This window comes from Streptomyces caniscabiei, assembly GCF_014930365.1.
GTDB classification, from domain to species: Bacteria; Actinomycetota; Actinomycetes; order Streptomycetales; family Streptomycetaceae; genus Streptomyces; species Streptomyces caniscabiei.
The window spans coordinates 192,616-208,318 of the sequence record NZ_JABXWI010000003.1 but is presented as its reverse complement, the minus strand read 5'-3'; the positions used below and the strand labels follow the sequence as shown (position 1 = coordinate 208,318).

At 70.3% G+C, this 15,703-nt stretch carries 9 protein-coding genes and 1 pseudogene; 5 read left to right on the top strand and 5 right to left on the bottom strand.

What is annotated here, in order from left to right; all coding sequences use genetic code 11:
• Nucleotides 1-246: 246 nt before the first annotated feature.
• The 5 genes from HW837_RS09290 to HW837_RS09270 all read right to left on the bottom strand — a co-directional run bounded on the left by HW837_RS09290 (nt 247) and on the right by HW837_RS09270 (nt 6,605).
• A complete protein-coding gene (locus tag HW837_RS09290; RefSeq protein ID WP_193381038.1) occupies nt 247-1,968 on the bottom strand; it encodes a glycoside hydrolase family 43 protein in 1,722 nt (573 codons plus the stop codon).
• Between the two features lie 20 nt (nt 1,969-1,988).
• Complete coding sequence (locus HW837_RS09285; RefSeq protein WP_196788991.1) at nt 1,989-2,936, bottom strand: carbohydrate ABC transporter permease; 948 nt, start codon at nt 2,934-2,936, stop codon at nt 1,989-1,991.
• Nucleotides 2,936-3,820, bottom strand: coding sequence for a carbohydrate ABC transporter permease (locus tag HW837_RS09280; protein WP_045559757.1), 885 nt, complete (start codon nt 3,818-3,820; stop codon nt 2,936-2,938). The genes HW837_RS09285 and HW837_RS09280 overlap by 1 nt, the downstream gene beginning before the upstream one ends.
• Before the next feature lie 11 nt (nt 3,821-3,831).
• Nucleotides 3,832-5,172 (bottom strand): ABC transporter substrate-binding protein, encoded by a 1,341-nt coding sequence (locus tag HW837_RS09275; protein WP_193381020.1) that lies wholly within the window; start codon nt 5,170-5,172, stop codon nt 3,832-3,834.
• Nucleotides 5,173-5,591: 419 nt separating this feature from the next.
• On the bottom strand, nt 5,592-6,605 hold the full coding sequence (locus HW837_RS09270; RefSeq protein WP_193381019.1) for a hydroxyacid dehydrogenase: 1,014 nt from the start codon (nt 6,603-6,605) through the stop codon (nt 5,592-5,594).
• Nucleotides 6,606-7,234: 629 nt separating this feature from the next.
• Here HW837_RS09270 and HW837_RS09265 point away from each other — a divergent pair.
• From HW837_RS09265 to HW837_RS09245, 5 genes and pseudogenes are all read left to right on the top strand, one after another.
• Nucleotides 7,235-8,584 carry an extracellular solute-binding protein gene (locus tag HW837_RS09265; RefSeq protein WP_045559755.1) on the top strand — a complete coding sequence of 450 codons (1,350 nt, stop codon included), beginning with the start codon at nt 7,235-7,237 and terminating at the stop codon, nt 8,582-8,584.
• On the top strand, nt 8,581-9,600 hold the full coding sequence (locus HW837_RS09260) for a carbohydrate ABC transporter permease (protein WP_193381018.1): 1,020 nt from the start codon (nt 8,581-8,583) through the stop codon (nt 9,598-9,600). The genes HW837_RS09265 and HW837_RS09260 overlap by 4 nt, the downstream gene beginning before the upstream one ends.
• Nucleotides 9,597-10,466: a carbohydrate ABC transporter permease gene (locus HW837_RS09255; protein ID WP_045559753.1), complete on the top strand. Its 870-nt coding sequence runs from the start codon at nt 9,597-9,599 to the stop codon at nt 10,464-10,466. Before HW837_RS09260 ends, HW837_RS09255 begins: the two co-directional genes overlap by 4 nt.
• 68 nt (nt 10,467-10,534) lie before the next feature.
• Nucleotides 10,535-12,328: an Ig domain-containing protein gene (locus HW837_RS09250; protein WP_045559752.1), complete on the top strand. Its 1,794-nt coding sequence runs from the start codon at nt 10,535-10,537 to the stop codon at nt 12,326-12,328.
• A gap of 17 nt (nt 12,329-12,345) precedes the next feature.
• Nucleotides 12,346-15,700: pseudogene (locus HW837_RS09245) on the top strand (alginate lyase family protein).
• Nucleotides 15,701-15,703 lie beyond the last annotated feature (3 nt).

The window sequence follows — 15,703 nt, the reverse complement described above, 5'->3', positions numbered from 1 at the left end:
GCCTCCCGCTCCGTCCCGCCGATGGGCTGCGGAGACGCCCCAAGGACACTACTGGCGATATCCAGGCGTTGTCCGCCTCTCGGGCATCTGTGACGAACACACCTACGGCAGTTGTATGACAAGCGGCTGAGCATCACGGCCGAGGTGGGGAGGCGGGGTCGGTCGCGTCCACCTGCGCTTCGTGGGCGCGAGCGGAAGCGCCCACGAGGAACCCAGGAGGAACCCCCGTACCCGCGCCCCCGCCCGTCACTCCGCCCGGCACACCAAGCGGAACCCGCTGAAGTCCGCCGTGAACTCCGCCGCGACCAGGTCCTGGGCGTGGATGCCGGCCAGGGTCCCGGTGAAGCGGAGCCTGGAGCCGTAGTCGTCGGAGAGGTGGGTGAAGTCGAGGGGCGGGCCTACGGGGGTGCGCAGGCCGTCGCGGAGGTACCAGAAGCGGGCCTCCGCGCCGTCGATGCTCGCCCCCAGGGTGATCGGCCGGCCCGGTTCGACCTCGACGACGGCCACCTGCCGGGCGCCGTCCTCGTCGCGCTCCAGGAGACTGAGCACCGTACGGCCCTCGCCCCGCCACTGCTGGCCGCGCTGCCGTTCGCCCTCGGGCTCGGCCCAGGTCAGGTCGAGACTGAGGTAGGACGCGGTGTTGTACCGCAGGGTCAGGCCCGCCGCCTCGCCGAAGGTGCGCGGCCGGGCCTCCACGGTGACCTCCACCTCCGCCCGGTGCTCGGTGAGCCGCTGCGCCAACACGCTCTGGTCCCACAGCGACTCGGGCCCCTGCCGCCCCCGCAGCCGTATCCAGCCGGGACGGGCACCCGTGTCGACCCACGAGGCGTCCGGCGCGGCCCGCAGAGTGCTCCAGGGCCAGACGATGCCGGCGGAGTCCGACACCGAAGCGGCAGCCACAGCCGTGGTTGGAGTTGGAGCGGCACCTGAAGCCGGGGCGGCAGCCGGAGTTGTAGCCGAAGCGGCACCCGAGGCCGAAGCAGCCGCACCCGAAGCCGAAGCCGAAGCCGGAGCCGCCGCGGGCGCACCCACACCCACACCCGGTACCTCCACCTCCACCTCCGGATGCCAACCCCCCTGCCGCAGTCGGGGCCAGCCCTCCGGGTCCCACGTCACCGCCTGGATCGCGGTCTCGCGGCCCAGTGTGCAGCGGATGCCCCGGTCGGTGTGGAGGGGGCGGGCGGTGAGATGGCTCAGGAACCACTCGCCCGTCGGTGTCCGGACCAGTTCGGCGTGTCCGGCCTTCTGCAACGGCACCTTCGGGTCGTCCCGCGTCGTCAGCAGGGGCACGTCGTCGAGTTCGTACGGCCCGGTGAGCGCGCGGCCGCGCGCCACCCGGACCCCGTGCTCGACCCCGGTGCCGCCCTCGGCGAGGACCAGACAGAACCAGCCGTCGCGGATCAGGAGCTTCGGGCCCTCGATCAACCGGTCGTGCTGGAGCAGCAGATGCGTGTCGCCGACAGGCCGAAGCGTGGTGCGGTCCAGCTCCGTCAGGACGATCCCGGCGAACCGCTCGCCGCCGGGACGGTGGTCGCTCTGCATGTTGAGCAGCCAGAGCCGGCCCTCGTGGTGGAACAGGGCGGGGTCGAAGCCATGGCTGGCGACCCGCCGCGGAGCGGTCCACTCACCGTCCACCGTCGCCGCCGTGCTGACGTACGTGTCCAGGTCGAAGTGGCGCGTGCCGACCGACCGCACGATCGTGTAGACCACCCAGAAGCGCTCGCCGTCCCAGCTCAGCGAGGGCGCCCAGATGCCCGCCGAGTCGGGGACCCCGCGCAGCGAGCCGCCGGGGGCCGCGCCGCGCACATGACCGGCGTACTCCCAGTGCGCCAGGTCCCTGGAGCGGTGCAGGGGGATCGTCGGGAACCACTCGAACGAACTGGTCGCCACGTAGTACCACTCGCCGACCCTGATCAGGGAGGGGTCGGGCGCGAAGCCACGGATGACCGGATTGCGGGCCACGGTCACGGCCCGCTCGGCGTCGGCGGTCACTTGAGCGCTCCCAGGGTGACGCCCGTGCGCCAGTAGCGGCGCATCGCCGTCATCATGATCGCCAGCGGGACGATGGACAGCAGCGCGCCCGTCAGGACGAGGCTGGTCACGTCGATGCCGGACTCGGCACGCTTGCCCGACCAGTTGTAGAGGCCGAGGTTGAGGGTCCAGTTCTCCTCGCCGCGCAGGACGGTGAGGGGCAGGAAGAAGGCGTTCCAGGTGTTGACGAAGGCCAGCAGGAAGACCGTCGCACCGCCCGTGGTCATCATGCGCAAGACGATGCTGAAGAAGATCCGCAGCTCACCGGCGCCGTCGATCCGGGCCGCCTCCAGCAGTTCGAAGGGGATCGTCGCCTCGGTGTAGACCTTCGCCAGATACACGCTGAAGGGGTTGATGAGGCAGGGGATCAGCATCGCCCAGGGAGTGTCGACCAGGCCGATCTTCGAGAACATCAGATACAGCGGGAGCGTGAGCAGGGCGATGGGGATGAGGAAGGACCCCACCACGGCCCCGAAGACCACGCCCCGGCCGGGGAAGTCGAAGCGGGCCAGGCCGTAACCGGTCGCCAGGGCGATGAGCGTGCCGCCGAGGGAGCCGACACCGGCGTACAGGAACGAGTTGGCGGTCCAGCGCAGGAAGATGCCGTCCTCGTAGGTGAACAGCTGGTGCAGGTTGTCCCAGAGGTGCATGCCGGAGAACCACAGGCCGTTGCTCTGGTACAGCCCGACCTGGTCCTTCGTGGCGGCGACGATCAGCCACCACACGGGGAACAGGCTGTAGACGCTGGCGAGGATCAGGCCGAGCAGGATGAAACGCTGGCCGCCGCGCCCGCGTGCGGCGGGGTCGGGGCCGGCGATCCGCCGTACGGGAGGCACGCCGGACTTCCCTGACGCGGCCGACTTCGTCGGCGTGCTGCTGGGGGAGTCGGTGGTGGTCGTGGCCATCAGTCGACCTCCTTCGAGGTCAGCCGGTAGAAGACGAGGGAGGCGGCGCCGAGGATCAGGGCGAGGAGCACCGACAGGGCGGCGGCGTACTGGTAGTTGCCCGCGTTGAACGCCTGGTTGTAGATGATCATGATGGGGGTGAAGCTGCCGTCGACGGTCTCGGGGGTGATGTTCCGGAACAGCGCCGGCTCGTTGAAGAGCTGGAGCATCTGGATGATCGACAGCAGACCGGTCAGGACCAACGCGGCCCGTACGAACGGGATCTTGACGCTCAGCGCGATCCGGATCTCGGAGGCACCGTCGAGCCGGGCCGCCTCGAACAGCTCGCGGGGCACTCCCTGGAGCGCCGAGTAGATGATCACCATGTTGTAGCCGATGCCGTGCCAGGTGAGCAGATTGCCGATGGACGGCCACACCATGGAGGGCGCGAAGAAGTTCCAGTCGAACCCGAGGAAGTCGCCCATCGGGGTCAGCGGGCCCACGGCGGGGCTGTACAGATTGATCCACACGATCGCCGCGACCACGCCGGGGATCATGTACGGCACCAGCAGCACGATCCGGAACCGGTTCGCGGCCTTCGCGGTGAGCGCGTCCAGGAACAGCGCCAGGACCAGGCTGACCAGCAGCATGAACGGGATCTGCACACAGGCGAAGAGCACCACGCGCAGGATCGAGCCCATGAACGCCGAGTCCGACAGCCCCAGTTGGTAGTTGTCGAGCCCGGTGAACTCCCGGGTCGCGCCACCGAGGCCCAGCCCGGACCGCTTCTCCTGGAACAGCGACTCGTAGACCGCGTACGCGATGGGCAGCAGATAGAGGAAGACGAATCCGAGCTGGAAGGGCACCGTGAACGCGGCACCCTTCCAGCGCTGGGAGCGAATCATCGAAGGATGCCTCAGCCCTTGACGTTGATGCCGCGTGACTTCAGGTCCTTGACCGTCCACTCCTGCATGTGGGCGAGCAGGTCGGTGACCTTCTGCTCCTTGCTGACGACCTTGCCCCACTCGCTCTGCAACTCGGTGAACATGGCGGTCCAGTTGGGGCCGTAGACCCAGTCGGTGGTCACGGTGCCCAGGCTGTCCGTGACGATCTTCTCGGCCGGTTCGTAGTTGTCGCCGAGCAGCTTCTCGGAGATCGCCTCCGCCACGAACGAGTCGCTGTCGGCCAGACCCGGCATCACACCGCTACCGGTCTCCGGGCTCGCCATCGACTTCACCGCGCCGGGGTCCGTGGACAGCCACAGTGCCGCCTCGGCCGCCTGCTTCTTGTGCTCGCACTGCTCGGTGACCAGGTTCATGCCACCGCTCTGGTTGGTGCCGGCCGGAGTCTTGGCGGCCTCCCCCTTATACGTCGGCCACGGCGAGAGCGCCCACTCGCCGAAGGAGTCGGTGAAGTTCTGCACCATGCCGGCCATCTGCCAGGTGGAGATCTGCCGGGTGACCGTGCCGCCCTTGTCGTAGTTGCGCTGCACGGCCGCGTAGTCGGCGAACGAGAGCTTGGAGTTGAGGCCGCCGTCGATGATCTGCTGGATCACGTCGGCCGCCTTCAGGCTGCCCTCGTCCTGGAAGTTGACCTTCCAGGAGTCGCCGTCGATCGCGTACCAGTGGGCGCCGGCCTGCATGGCCAGCACCTCCAGGGTGCTCGGGTCCTCACCGGCGTAGTTGGTGATGTGGATGCCGTGCTTCTTCAGGACCTTGCCGGCCGCTATGAAGTCGTCCCAGGTGGCAGGCGCCTTCAGCCCGTACTTCTTGAACACGTCGGTGCGGTAGATCGTGAAGGCCGGCGCCGAACTGGTGGGCACGCCGTAGACCTTGCCCTGCACCTGGACACCGGCCCACGCGCCGGCGTTGAACTTGTCCGCGCTCGACCCGACGTACTCGGTGATGTCGGCGAGCGCGCCCTGCGACACCCAGGTCGTCACGTACTCGGCGGTGTTCTGCACCAGACAGGGGGCGTTGCCCGCCTTGACCGCGTTGCTGAGCTGCTTCTGCATGGTCAACTGGTCGGTGACCTTGGTGTACTTGAGCTGGACGTCCTTGTGGGCGGCGTTGAACGACTTGACGAGGGCCTCCTGGCCGTTGGCCCAGCCCCAGAAGGGGAGCGTGACCGGGCCGGTGGCGCCGGAGGAACCGTCGTCGCCCGAGTCCGAACCGCCGCACGCGGCGAGCAGGCCTGTCAGCGCCACACTCGCGACGGCGATGCGGGCGAACCTTCTCCGGGGGCTGCTGGAGTTCATCGAACGGTCATCCTTCGAGACGTAGACGATCGCGGAAGTGGGGGAGCGAGGGGCGGCTCGGTGGGGCGACTACGAGCGAGGCGGACCGTCAGCTCGGGTCTCGGGACCCCTGCGGAACGTGTAGTAAACGGTTGCTGTGAAACGTAGGTCGCCTGCTCGGCTCACGCAAGACCGCGACGGCAAATTATTACGCCGAATGGTCGGCGGGGTTGCCGGAAGCTGTCGTCCGGTGGCCGTCGGGTGACGGTGAGTGTGCAGGTCAGGGACGCACCGACCTGGCGTTCGGCCGCGGTGGGGGAGGGCATCACCTGGGACGGATACGCGAAAACGTTTACGCATCGGGAGGGGGCGTGGGGCGGTCGCTCCCCGTCCCCGGCGGCCCCACGGGCTGCCGTACGACCCCGTGCTCGGGGGCCCGGTCAGGCGACGCGGGCCAGGTCCGTGTGGTGTACCTCGTGGGCCGGCGGCAGTCCCGAGGCGAGGCGCTCCAGCTCCTCGACGACCGTCCGGCCGAGCCGCTCCAGCTCGTTGCCGAGGGAGCCGGCGATGTGCGGGGTGAGGAAGACGTTGGGGAGGTGGTAGAGCGGGGAGCCGACCGGCAGCGGCTCGGGTTCGGTCACGTCCAGGATCGCGCTGAGCCGGCCGGAGAGCAGCTCGTCGGTGAGCGCCTCGGGGTCGACGAGGGCGCCCCGGGAGGTGTTGATGAGGACACCGCCGTCCCGGATGAGCGCCAGTCTGCCGCGGTCGAGCATGCGGTAGGTCTCGGGGATGTCGGGGGCGTGCAGGCTGACGATGTCGCTGGTCCGCAGCAGATCGTCGAGGGCCATGGGCTGGGCACCCAGCGCGGCGGCCCCGGCCGTGTCGACGTACGGGTCGTACAGCGAGACGGCGAAGTCGAACGGCCTCAGCAGTTCCAGGAGGCGGCGGCCGACGCGCGAGGCCCCGATGACCCCGACCCGGCGGCCGACGTTGCCGATGGCGGCGGTCTCGGCGGGGGAGGGGTAGGTGTGGGTCTGCCGGAAGCGTTCACGCTGGTCGAAGGCGTCCTTTCCGGCCAGCAGGATCATCGCCAGGGTGTACTCGGCGACCGGCAGCGCGTTGCCGGCCACCGCGCTGGAGACGGTGACCCCGTGCTGCCAGAGGGCTTCGCCGACCAGCGCGCGGACCGAGCCGGCGGCGTGCAGGACGCCGCGCAGCCGGGGCGCCGCCGCCAGCACCTCCGCGTCGAGGTGCGGACAGCCCCAGCCGGTGATCAGCACCTCGGCGCCGGCCAGTGCGGAGGCGGCCGCCGGATCGGTGAAGTCCCGCACCACGACCTCGGGATCGATCTCGACCACCTCCCGCAGCCGTGCCATGAGCGGCGGCGGGAAGAGCAGGGGCAGATGCACCGGATCCATGGCGAACACGGCTCGCGTCGAGTGGGCGCTGGGCATGACTCTCCTGGAGAGCAGGGGGTGGACGCAGGGACTGCTGCGGGAAACAGTTTCAGAAAACGTCTTCTACCGTAGATCCGGGTCCGACGGCCGGTCAATCGTCCTGATCGGGTGTCGTGCTCCGGAGGTCACCTGAGACCGGCTGCGTCTGTGCTGGTCGTGGGGGTGCGGCGTGGGGTGCGGGGTGGGTCGCTGGATGATCTCGGCGGTTTCTCGACGGGCGTGAGGTGCCTGTGGTGCCGGAAGTGGCCGTCGAGGTGCCCTTCCGGCGTAATCGATTACTCCTTCGGGTCGGATGCTGAACCGGCCGCGAGGAGCGTGCTCCGGAAGTGGATCAGAGCTCCGGGCGGCAGGGCAACCGGTTCCCGGAAGGCGACGGTCTGCCGACAGGAGGCCGATCCCGCATGGCGACAGGAAACCACCGTCGGTCCGGCGGATCCGCCCTGGTCGCACGGGGGTCGCTGTCGATCGGGGCGGCATTCGGCCATGTCCCGGGGGTTACGCGGAGTTTTCGAAAACTGGTCGAGCCTCTTGACGCGGTTTGCGGTCAGGAACAAGCTCTGCCCCGTCGACCGATAGAAACCGGTTGTCCTCAAGAGATGGTTCCCGCTCGTGAAGGTGAGGTGTCCATGCGTACCCGTGCCGGTGGCCCCCTGAGCCGCCGTCGGTTCCTCGCCCTCTCGGCGGCCGGTGCCACGGCCGGCGGGGCGGCCCTGAACGGCTGTGCGCTCCCCGTGGCCGGCGGTTCCGGCGGCTCGGGCGAGACCGTCACGCTGATGGTGAAGGCCGAGGACATCTCCCCGGAGCTGATCCGGCAGGCGCGGCGTGACCTCGGCATCCGCATCGTCACGGTGAAGTACGACATCACCAAGCTGATCGCGATGCTGACCAGCGGAAACCCGCCGGATCTGGTGCGTGGCGTGGGCGCCGTGGACACGCCGTACTACGCGGCGCGTGACGTGGCCGAGGAGCTGGACCCGTACTTCGCCGGCAGCTCCGTGCTGAGGGCCGACGACCTCGACCCGGTCAACGACCTGTGGCGCTACGACGGCCGCACCCAGGGGAAGGGCCCGCGCTACGGCATGGTGAAGGACTTCTCCCAGGACTCCATGTACTGGTACAACACCGGGCACTTCGACGAGGCGGGCATCGCGTATCCGCACGCGACCGAGCCGGTCACGTACGAGGAGTGGCTGGAGCGCGCCGAGCGGCTCACCCGGCGGCGGAACGGCCGGACCCTGGTCTTCGGCGGCAGCTACAACGGCCTGTACGAGGCCACCAACCTCGCGACCCTGACGGCGGCCGCCGGCGGCCGTCTCTTCCACGACGACCTCGCCCGGATCGACTTCACCACCCCGGAGGCCCGCAAGGCGCTGGGCTGGTACATCGACTACTGCCGGACCAGGGTGGGCCCGAGCGCGATCCAGCCCGACCCCAACGCCTGGGACGGGCCCACCTATCAGGCGGGCCGCATGGCCATGACCAACAGCGGCTACTGGCTCGGCGGAATGATCAACACCGACGAGAAGCTGGCGAAGGCGTCCCGGCTGGCCCCCGCCCCGGTCTTCGCGGGCGGCGCCCGGGTCAGCCCCTGCCAGGGCGGCACCGGGTTCTGGATGCCGAGGAAGGCGCGGAACAAGGACGCCGCATGGCGGGTCTTCGAGTGGTTCTTCGGCGAGGCCCCGGCCGAGGCCCGTGCGGGCGGCGGCTGGGGCATCCCGAGCCTGAAGTCCCTGCGGCCGCTGATGCCGGCCCAACACGCGTACCAGCAACGGGTGCTGGCGGCCCAGGAGGCAGAGCTGGAGCACTTCTCGGTGATCTCCTTCACCCCCTACATCACGGCGGAGGGCTTCAAGGCCCTCTTCAACCAGGTGGCCCCGGCGGCGATGAAGGGCGAGATCTCCGTCGACACCCTCGCCGGGCGCCTCAACTCCACCATCAACGAACAGCTCGACCGCGGGAAGGAGCAGGTCGGATGACGGCCGAGCGCACGACCGCCGCGGTGCGGCGCGGGACGACCGGGGTCCGGACGGCACCGCCCGCCGCCACCCGGCCGGCCGGCCGGGCCGGGATCCGCCCGCCCACCTCCATGTCCACCCGCAGGCACTGGGCGTTCTACCTGTTCGCCTCGCCCTGGATCATCGGCTTCCTGCTGCTCACGATCGTGCCGATGGTGTACGCGCTGTGGCTGAGCCTCACCACCTACGACGGGATCTCGCCGCACTGGCGGTTCGTCGGGCTCGCCAACTACCGTGAGCTGCTGGCCGATCCGGTGACCTGGGACTCCCTCGGCCGCGCCGGGCTGTTCGCGCTGACCTCGGTGCCGCTGTCGATCGGCGCCGGACTCGGGCTCGCCGTGCTGATCAACCGGCCGCTCCGGGCCCGGGGCCTGTTCCGCACCCTGCTCTATCTGCCGGCCGTCGTACCGCCGGTGGGCGCAGGGCTCGCCTTCAAGACGCTGTTCGACCAGAACTCCGGCGCCGCCAACGGGGTGCTGAACGTCTTCGGCATCGACGCCCTCGGCTGGCTCGCGGATCCGTACGCCCGCTATGTGCTGCTGATGACGGTGCTGTGGACCGCCGGCAACGTCATGATCATCTCGCTGGCCGGACTCCAGGACGTGCCCCGCGAACTGCACGAGGCGGCCCGGATCGACGGGGCGAGCGCCTGGCGGACGTTCCGCAGCGTCACGGTGCCGCTGCTGTCGCCGGTGCTGCTGTTCCAGACGGTGACCGGGGTGATCGCCTCGGTCCAGACCGTGATGCCGCTGCTGCTGGCGGCCGAGCCCACCACGGGCGGCGTCACCGCGATCCCGCAGTCCAACTACATGTACATGATGCATGTGTTCGCCGAGTACTTCGCGCTCGGCCGCTACGGCTACGCCTCCGCGCTGCTGTGGGTGCTCTTCGTCCTGATCCTCGTCGTCACCGGTCTCCTCTTCCGGTTCACGTCGGGCGTGGTGTTCTACAACGTCGACCCGGAGGCGAAGAAGTGACCGTCACGAGCGACACCGCCGTCGCCGCCCCCGCGAACCGCGTACGGCTGCGTACCGGCCGGCTCGTTGTCTACACCGTGCTCGTCGTCGTCACCGGCCTGTTCCTCGGGCCCTTCGGCTGGCTGGTGCTCACCGGGCTGAAGACCTCCGCCGAGACGGCCGCGGCGCCGGTGCACTGGCTGCCCGGGGACTTCCAGTGGCACAACTTCGCCGACGCGTTCCAGCTGATCGACTTCCTCGGCTACGCCCGCAACTCCCTGATCATCGCCTTCCTCTACGCCACCCTGGTCACCCTGAGTTCGGCCTGGGTCGGCTACGGCTTCGCCCGGCTGGACGCACCCGGGAAGAAGACGCTGTTCGGCGTGCTGCTCGGCTCGATGATGCTGCCCCAGATGATCACCCTGCTGCCGACCTATCTGATCTTCGCCAGGCTCGGCATGGTCGACACCTACTGGCCCTGGGTGCTGTGGGGCCTCGCGGCGGCGCCGTATCTCGTCTTCCTCTTCCGGCAGTTCTTCGCCGGGCTGCCCCGAGAGCTGGAGGAGGCCGCGATCGTCGACGGCTGCGGCTACGCCACCATCTTCTGGCGGATCTTCCTGCCGCAGTCCTGGCCGGTGCTCTCCGCGAGCTTCGTGATCGCCTTCACCTGGACCTGGGGCGACTACATCGCACCCCAGCTCCTGCTGTCCACGGACCGTTCCACCCTCGCGGTCGCCGTGATGTCCACCTACGTCACCTCCGCCGGGACCCCCGTCACCCACCTCCAGGCCGCCGCCTCGGTGATGTACGTCGTCCCGATCCTGCTGATCTTCCTCGTCGCCCAACGCGGCTTCGTCGCCGGGATGTCCACCTCCGGACTCAAGTGAGTCCCGCCCCCGCCACGCCGGTCGCCCACCGATTCCCCTGACTCCCCTCGTACACAAGGACGTTGCTCATGACCGACACCCAGGGCCCGGGTCTCTCCCGGCGCACCCTCCTCCAGACCGCCGGCGCCGCGGCCGCCGCGTACACCCTGCTCGCGGCCACGCCGGGCACCGCGAACGCGGCCGAGGAGGAGAGAGCCGACAAGCTGGTGGTGCACCCCGTCCCGACCGGTCTGCCTCTGAACACCAGCTTCTCCGTCAAGGCCCGTACACCGGGCGGTGATTGGCAGCCGGTGCCCGTGGTCCGGGCGCGCACCAAGACCATCAACGAGAAGACCGGCGCGGGCGTCGTCCGCAGTTCCTCGGTGGCCGGCCTCGACTTCCGCGGCACCGTGGAGGTCCAGGTGACCTCCTCGAAGGGCGCCATCCCCTCCGCACGGATCCGCCCCCTGTCGTACGACATCGCCCACGAGGTGAGCGGGGACACGGTCACCTTCAGCCTCACCGAGCCGCGCAACCTCTCCGTCGAACTCGGCGACGCCGACGGAGCCGTCTTCGACCTCTACGACAACCTCCAGCTGCACGCCAACCCGGTCGAGAAGTGGCGGCCCGAGGAGGACGACCCGGACGTCATCTACTTCGGCCCCGGCATCCACACCGTCCCCGACAACGTCGTCAAGGTGCCCAGCGGCAAGACCGTGTACCTGGCGGGCGGCGCGGTCCTCAAGGCCCGCGTGGAGTTCAGCCACGTGGAGAACGCGCGGCTGCTCGGCCGGGGCATCATCTACGACTCCGACGCCGCCACACTGGTCGCCTTCTCCAGGAACATCGAGATCGACGGCATCCTCGCCCTCAACCCGAAGACCGGCTACTCCTGCACCATCGGCCAGTCGCAGCAGGTCACCGTCCGCAACCTGCACTCCTACAGCTTCGGCCAGTGGGGCGACGGCATCGACGTGTTCAGCAGTGAGGACGTGCTGATCGAGGGCGTCTTCATGCGCAACAGCGACGACTGCATAGCCATCTACGCCCACCGCTGGGACTACTACGGCGACTGCCGCAACATCACCGTCCGGAACTCCACCCTGTGGGCCGATGTCGCCCACCCGGTCAACATCGGCACCCACGGCAACCCCGAGAAGCCCGAGACCATCGAGAACATCGTCTTCAGCGACATCGACGTGCTCCAGCACCGCGAGCCGCAGGTCCTCTACCAGGGCTGCTTCGCCCTCAACCCCGGCGACAGCAACCTCATCCGGAACGTCCGCATCCAGGACGTCCGTGTGGAGGACTTCACCTGGGGCCAGTTGCTCAACATGCGGGTGATGGCCAACCGGTACAACGCCTCCCCGGGACGCGGCATCGAGGACGTGTACGTGCGCGACCTGACCTACGACGGCACCCACGCCTCCATGGCGATCCTGACCGGGTACGACGCGGACCGCCCGATCAAGAACCTGACCTTCCAGAACCTGACGGTCAACGGCACGGTCGTCCACGACAAGATGAAGAAGCCCGGCTGGTACCTGACCACCGACATGGTGCCGATGTTCGCCAACGAGCACGTCCAGAACCTCCGCTTCCTGGACGCCGGCACCCCGGCCGCCACCACCGCGCCGGAGATCACCAGCGCGGGCGAGGTCACCGCCACCGCCAAGCGGGTCCTGAACCACCTCGTCACGGCGAGCGGGCTGCCCACGTCCTTCGCCGCCGAGGGCCTGCCGAGGGGCCTGTCGTTCGACACCCGGACGGGCCTGATCTCCGGTGTGCCGTCCCGCCCCGGCTCCTGCACGGTCACCGTCTCGGCCACCAACAGCGCCGGTACGGCAACCCAGTCCCTCCAGCTCACCGTGCGGCACCCGTAGGACCAGGAGAGACATCCGTGCATCCCCTCAGCAGACGGTCGTTCCTCGGCGCGGCCGGCCTCACGGCCGCGGCCGGCACCGGAATCCTGACGGCCGCCGCCTCCGCCTCCGCCGCCCCGGCCTCCGCCGGGTGGGCGCGCTCCACCGGGGCGACCCGTACCTTCAGCCACCCCGGCCTCCTGCACAGCGCGGCCGATCTGGACCGGCTGCGGAGCGCGGTCGCCGCGAAGGAGACGCCGATCCACGACGGCTTCACCGTCCTCGCGGCCCACGCCCGGTCCAAGGCCACGTATACCGCGCAGAACACGGGCCAGATCACCTCCTGGGGGCGCGGCCCCACCAACTTCATGAGCCAGGCCGTCGCCGACTCCGCAGCCGCCTACCAGAACGCGCTGATGTGGTGCGTGACGGGCGAGCGGGCCCACGCCGACAAGGCGCGGGACATCCTCGACGCCTGGTCCGCCTCCCTCACCATGATCACGGGCGCCGACGGCCCGCTCGGCGCCGGTCTTCAGGCCTTCAAGTTCGTCAACGCCGCCGAACTGCTGCGGCACACCGGGTACGACGGCTGGGCGGAGGCGGACATCGCCCGCTGCGAGCGGTCGTTCCTCGACGTCTGGTACCCGGCGGTCTCCGGCTACATGCTCTACGCCAATGGCAACTGGGACCTGACGGCCATTCAGACCGTCCTGGCCATCGGCGTGTTCTGCGAGGAGCCCGCCCTCTTCGAGGACGCCCTGCGGTTCGCCGCGGCGGGCGCCGGCAACGGCAGCGTCCCCGGCCGCATCGTCACGGCCACCGGCCAGGGCCAGGAGTCCGGCCGCGACCAGGGGCACGAGCAGCTCGCGGTCGGCCTGATGGGCGACGCGGCGCAGGTGGCCTGGAACCAGGGCGTGGACCTGTGGGGCTTCGACGGCGACCGGCTCCTCGCGAACGCCGAGTACGCCGCCCGCTACAACCTCGGCGGCGACGTCCCCTTCACCCCGGACCTGGACCGCACCGGCAAGTACATCAAGAAGACCGTCTCCGCCGTCGGCCGCGGCACCCTCCCGCCGGTCTACGAGATGTACCTCGCCCACTACGCCGGGGTGCGCGGCCTCGACGCCCCCGCGACGAAGGCGGCGGTCTTCCGGGGCACCGGGGGCGCCCGCGTCGTCGAGGGCACCAACGACGACCTCCCGAGCTTCGGCACCTTCGCCTACGCCGGGGCCACCGCTCCCGCGTCGACACCCGTACCGGAGCCCCCGGCCGGGGTCACGGCGGTGGGCGAAACCGGGTCCGTGACCGTGGCGTGGCTGCCGTCGGCCTGGGCCACCGGGTACACCGTCCGGCGGTCCACCCGCCCCGAGGGCCCGTACGAGGAGGTCGCCACCGGCCTCGACGAGCCGGCGTACACCGACCGGGAGGTGCGCCGGGGGCGGACGTACCACTACACCGTCGCCGCCACCAACTCCCAGGGCAGCAGCGGAAGTTCGAGCCAAGTGATCGCTTCTGCGGGCCTGCCCGGGCCGTGGGACGCCCGGGACCTGGGGACGGTGCGGATCGCGGGTGCGGCCCTGTTCGACGGCGAGCGGTTCGTGCTCCGGGCGAGCGGCACGGCGGACACGTACCACCTGGCCCATCTGCCGCTGCGGGGCGACGGCACGGTCACCGCCCGGATCGTGTGGCCGCTCAGCTCCCAGTACTCCAAGATCGGCGTCACCCTCCGCGACGCCCTCGACCCGGACGCCGCGCACGCCTCGATGCTGGTCCAGGGGCTGCCGCTGCACACCTGGAGCGGGGTGTGGAGCGTCCGGAAGGCGGCCGGGGCCGCCGTCTCGGCGACCGGCAGCACCCCCGTGCCGCCCACCCAGCAGCAGGCGATCACCACCGCCGCCGCGTTCCCGATCTCCGGCCTGGGCGCGCTCCCGGAGTCGGCGACCCCCCCTGGAGGCCCCGTACGTCGAGGGCGCGGGCGACGGCTACCGGCTACGGGCGCCGTACTGGGTGCGGGTGACCCGTAAGGGCCGCCGCTGCACCGGGGCGATCTCGCCGGACGGCGTCCGGTGGACCGAGGTCGGCAGCTCCGAGGTCGACCTGGGGCGGACCGTGCACGCCGGACTGGTCCTCACGTCCTGTCTGGGCGTCGACGAGGAGTACGCCGACACCGGCACCGGCGCCTTCGACAACGTCACCGTGGTGTCCGCCACCGGGGGAGAGGTCTGGTCGGTGCCCCGCCCCGCCCGACGGGCCACCGACCTCAGGGCCGGCGCCGGGGCCGACGCGGTCGAGCTGACCTGGACCGATCCCGACCTCTCCGCCCGCTACCGGGTGCGGCGCGCCACTCGCGCCGACGGCACCTACCGGACGATCGCGACCGGCGTCGCCCCGGTCGGCTTCGGCGCCCGCCTCCGGTACACGGACGCCACCGGCACCCCCGGCACGACGTACCACTACGTCGTCACGAAGAGCAACGAGGGCGGACACGGCCCCCGCTCGGAGCCGGTCGCCGCACGCATGCCGTCCCCCACCACGCCGCGACTCACCTCCGCCGCGCAGGCGTTCGCCAACCAGGGTGCCCCCTTCCAGTACCTGATCCGTGCCTCGCACGCTCCCGTGCGCTTCGGCGCGAGCGGACTCCCCGCGGGCCTGCGCGTCGACGGACGCACGGGTCTGATCTCCGGAACCCCCACCCGGACCGGCGAGTTCACCGTCACCACCACCGCGGGCAACGCGGCGGGCGAGGCGTCCGGCACCCTCATCCTGACCGTCGGCACACCGCCCCCGGCACCCTGGTCGTACGGCGATCTCGGCGACGTCGTCCTCGACGAGCGCGCCGTCGGGACCCTGGGCGTGGTCGCGGTCCGTACCCCCGGCAGTACGGCGTACGAGGAGGACGGGACCTTCGTCGTACGGGGCGCGGGTGTCGACCTGTCCGTCAACAACCAGGGCATGACGGGGCAGTTCACGCGGCGGCCGGTCACCGGCGACTGCGAGATCACCGCCCGGCTGGTCTCCCGCACCGGCGCGGCGGCCGACCGGGTCGGGCTGTTGATGGCCAAGTCGCTGTCGCCGTTCGACCAGGCGGCCGGGGCGATCGTCAGCGGCGGGACGAGTGCCCAGCTGATGCTCCGGACGACCGTGGCCGGACGGTCGGCGTTCACGGGCGGTGCCCCGGTCACCGCCCCCTGCCTGCTGCGGCTGAGACGCGTCGGGACCGCGTTCTCCGCGGCGGTGTCCACAGACGGAGGTGTCACCTTCACCCCCCTCGCCGACGGAGAGATCCCCGGCTTCGGTGACGCCCCCTACCACGTGGGCCTGGTGGTCTGCTCCCGCGACCCGCTGGCCCACGTCACCGCGCGATTCAGCGAGGTGAGCATCACCCCCCTCTAGAGC

Bases quoted from the DNA above. Each gene is read 5' to 3' on its own strand.
- HW837_RS09285 (WP_196788991.1), bottom strand. From the start codon at position 2,936: ATGGCCACGACCACCACCGACTCCCCCAGCAGCACGCCGACGAAGTCG.
- HW837_RS09280 (WP_045559757.1), bottom strand. From the start codon at position 3,820: ATGATTCGCTCCCAGCGCTGGAAGGGTGCCGCGTTCACGGTGCCCTTC.
- HW837_RS09275 (WP_193381020.1), bottom strand. From the start codon at position 5,172: ATGAACTCCAGCAGCCCCCGGAGAAGGTTCGCCCGCATCGCCGTCGCG.
- HW837_RS09270 (WP_193381019.1), bottom strand. From the start codon at position 6,605: ATGCCCAGCGCCCACTCGACGCGAGCCGTGTTCGCCATGGATCCGGTG.
- HW837_RS09265 (WP_045559755.1), top strand. From the start codon at position 7,235: ATGCGTACCCGTGCCGGTGGCCCCCTGAGCCGCCGTCGGTTCCTCGCC.
- HW837_RS09260 (WP_193381018.1), top strand. From the start codon at position 8,581: ATGACGGCCGAGCGCACGACCGCCGCGGTGCGGCGCGGGACGACCGGG.
- HW837_RS09250 (WP_045559752.1), top strand. From the start codon at position 10,535: ATGACCGACACCCAGGGCCCGGGTCTCTCCCGGCGCACCCTCCTCCAG.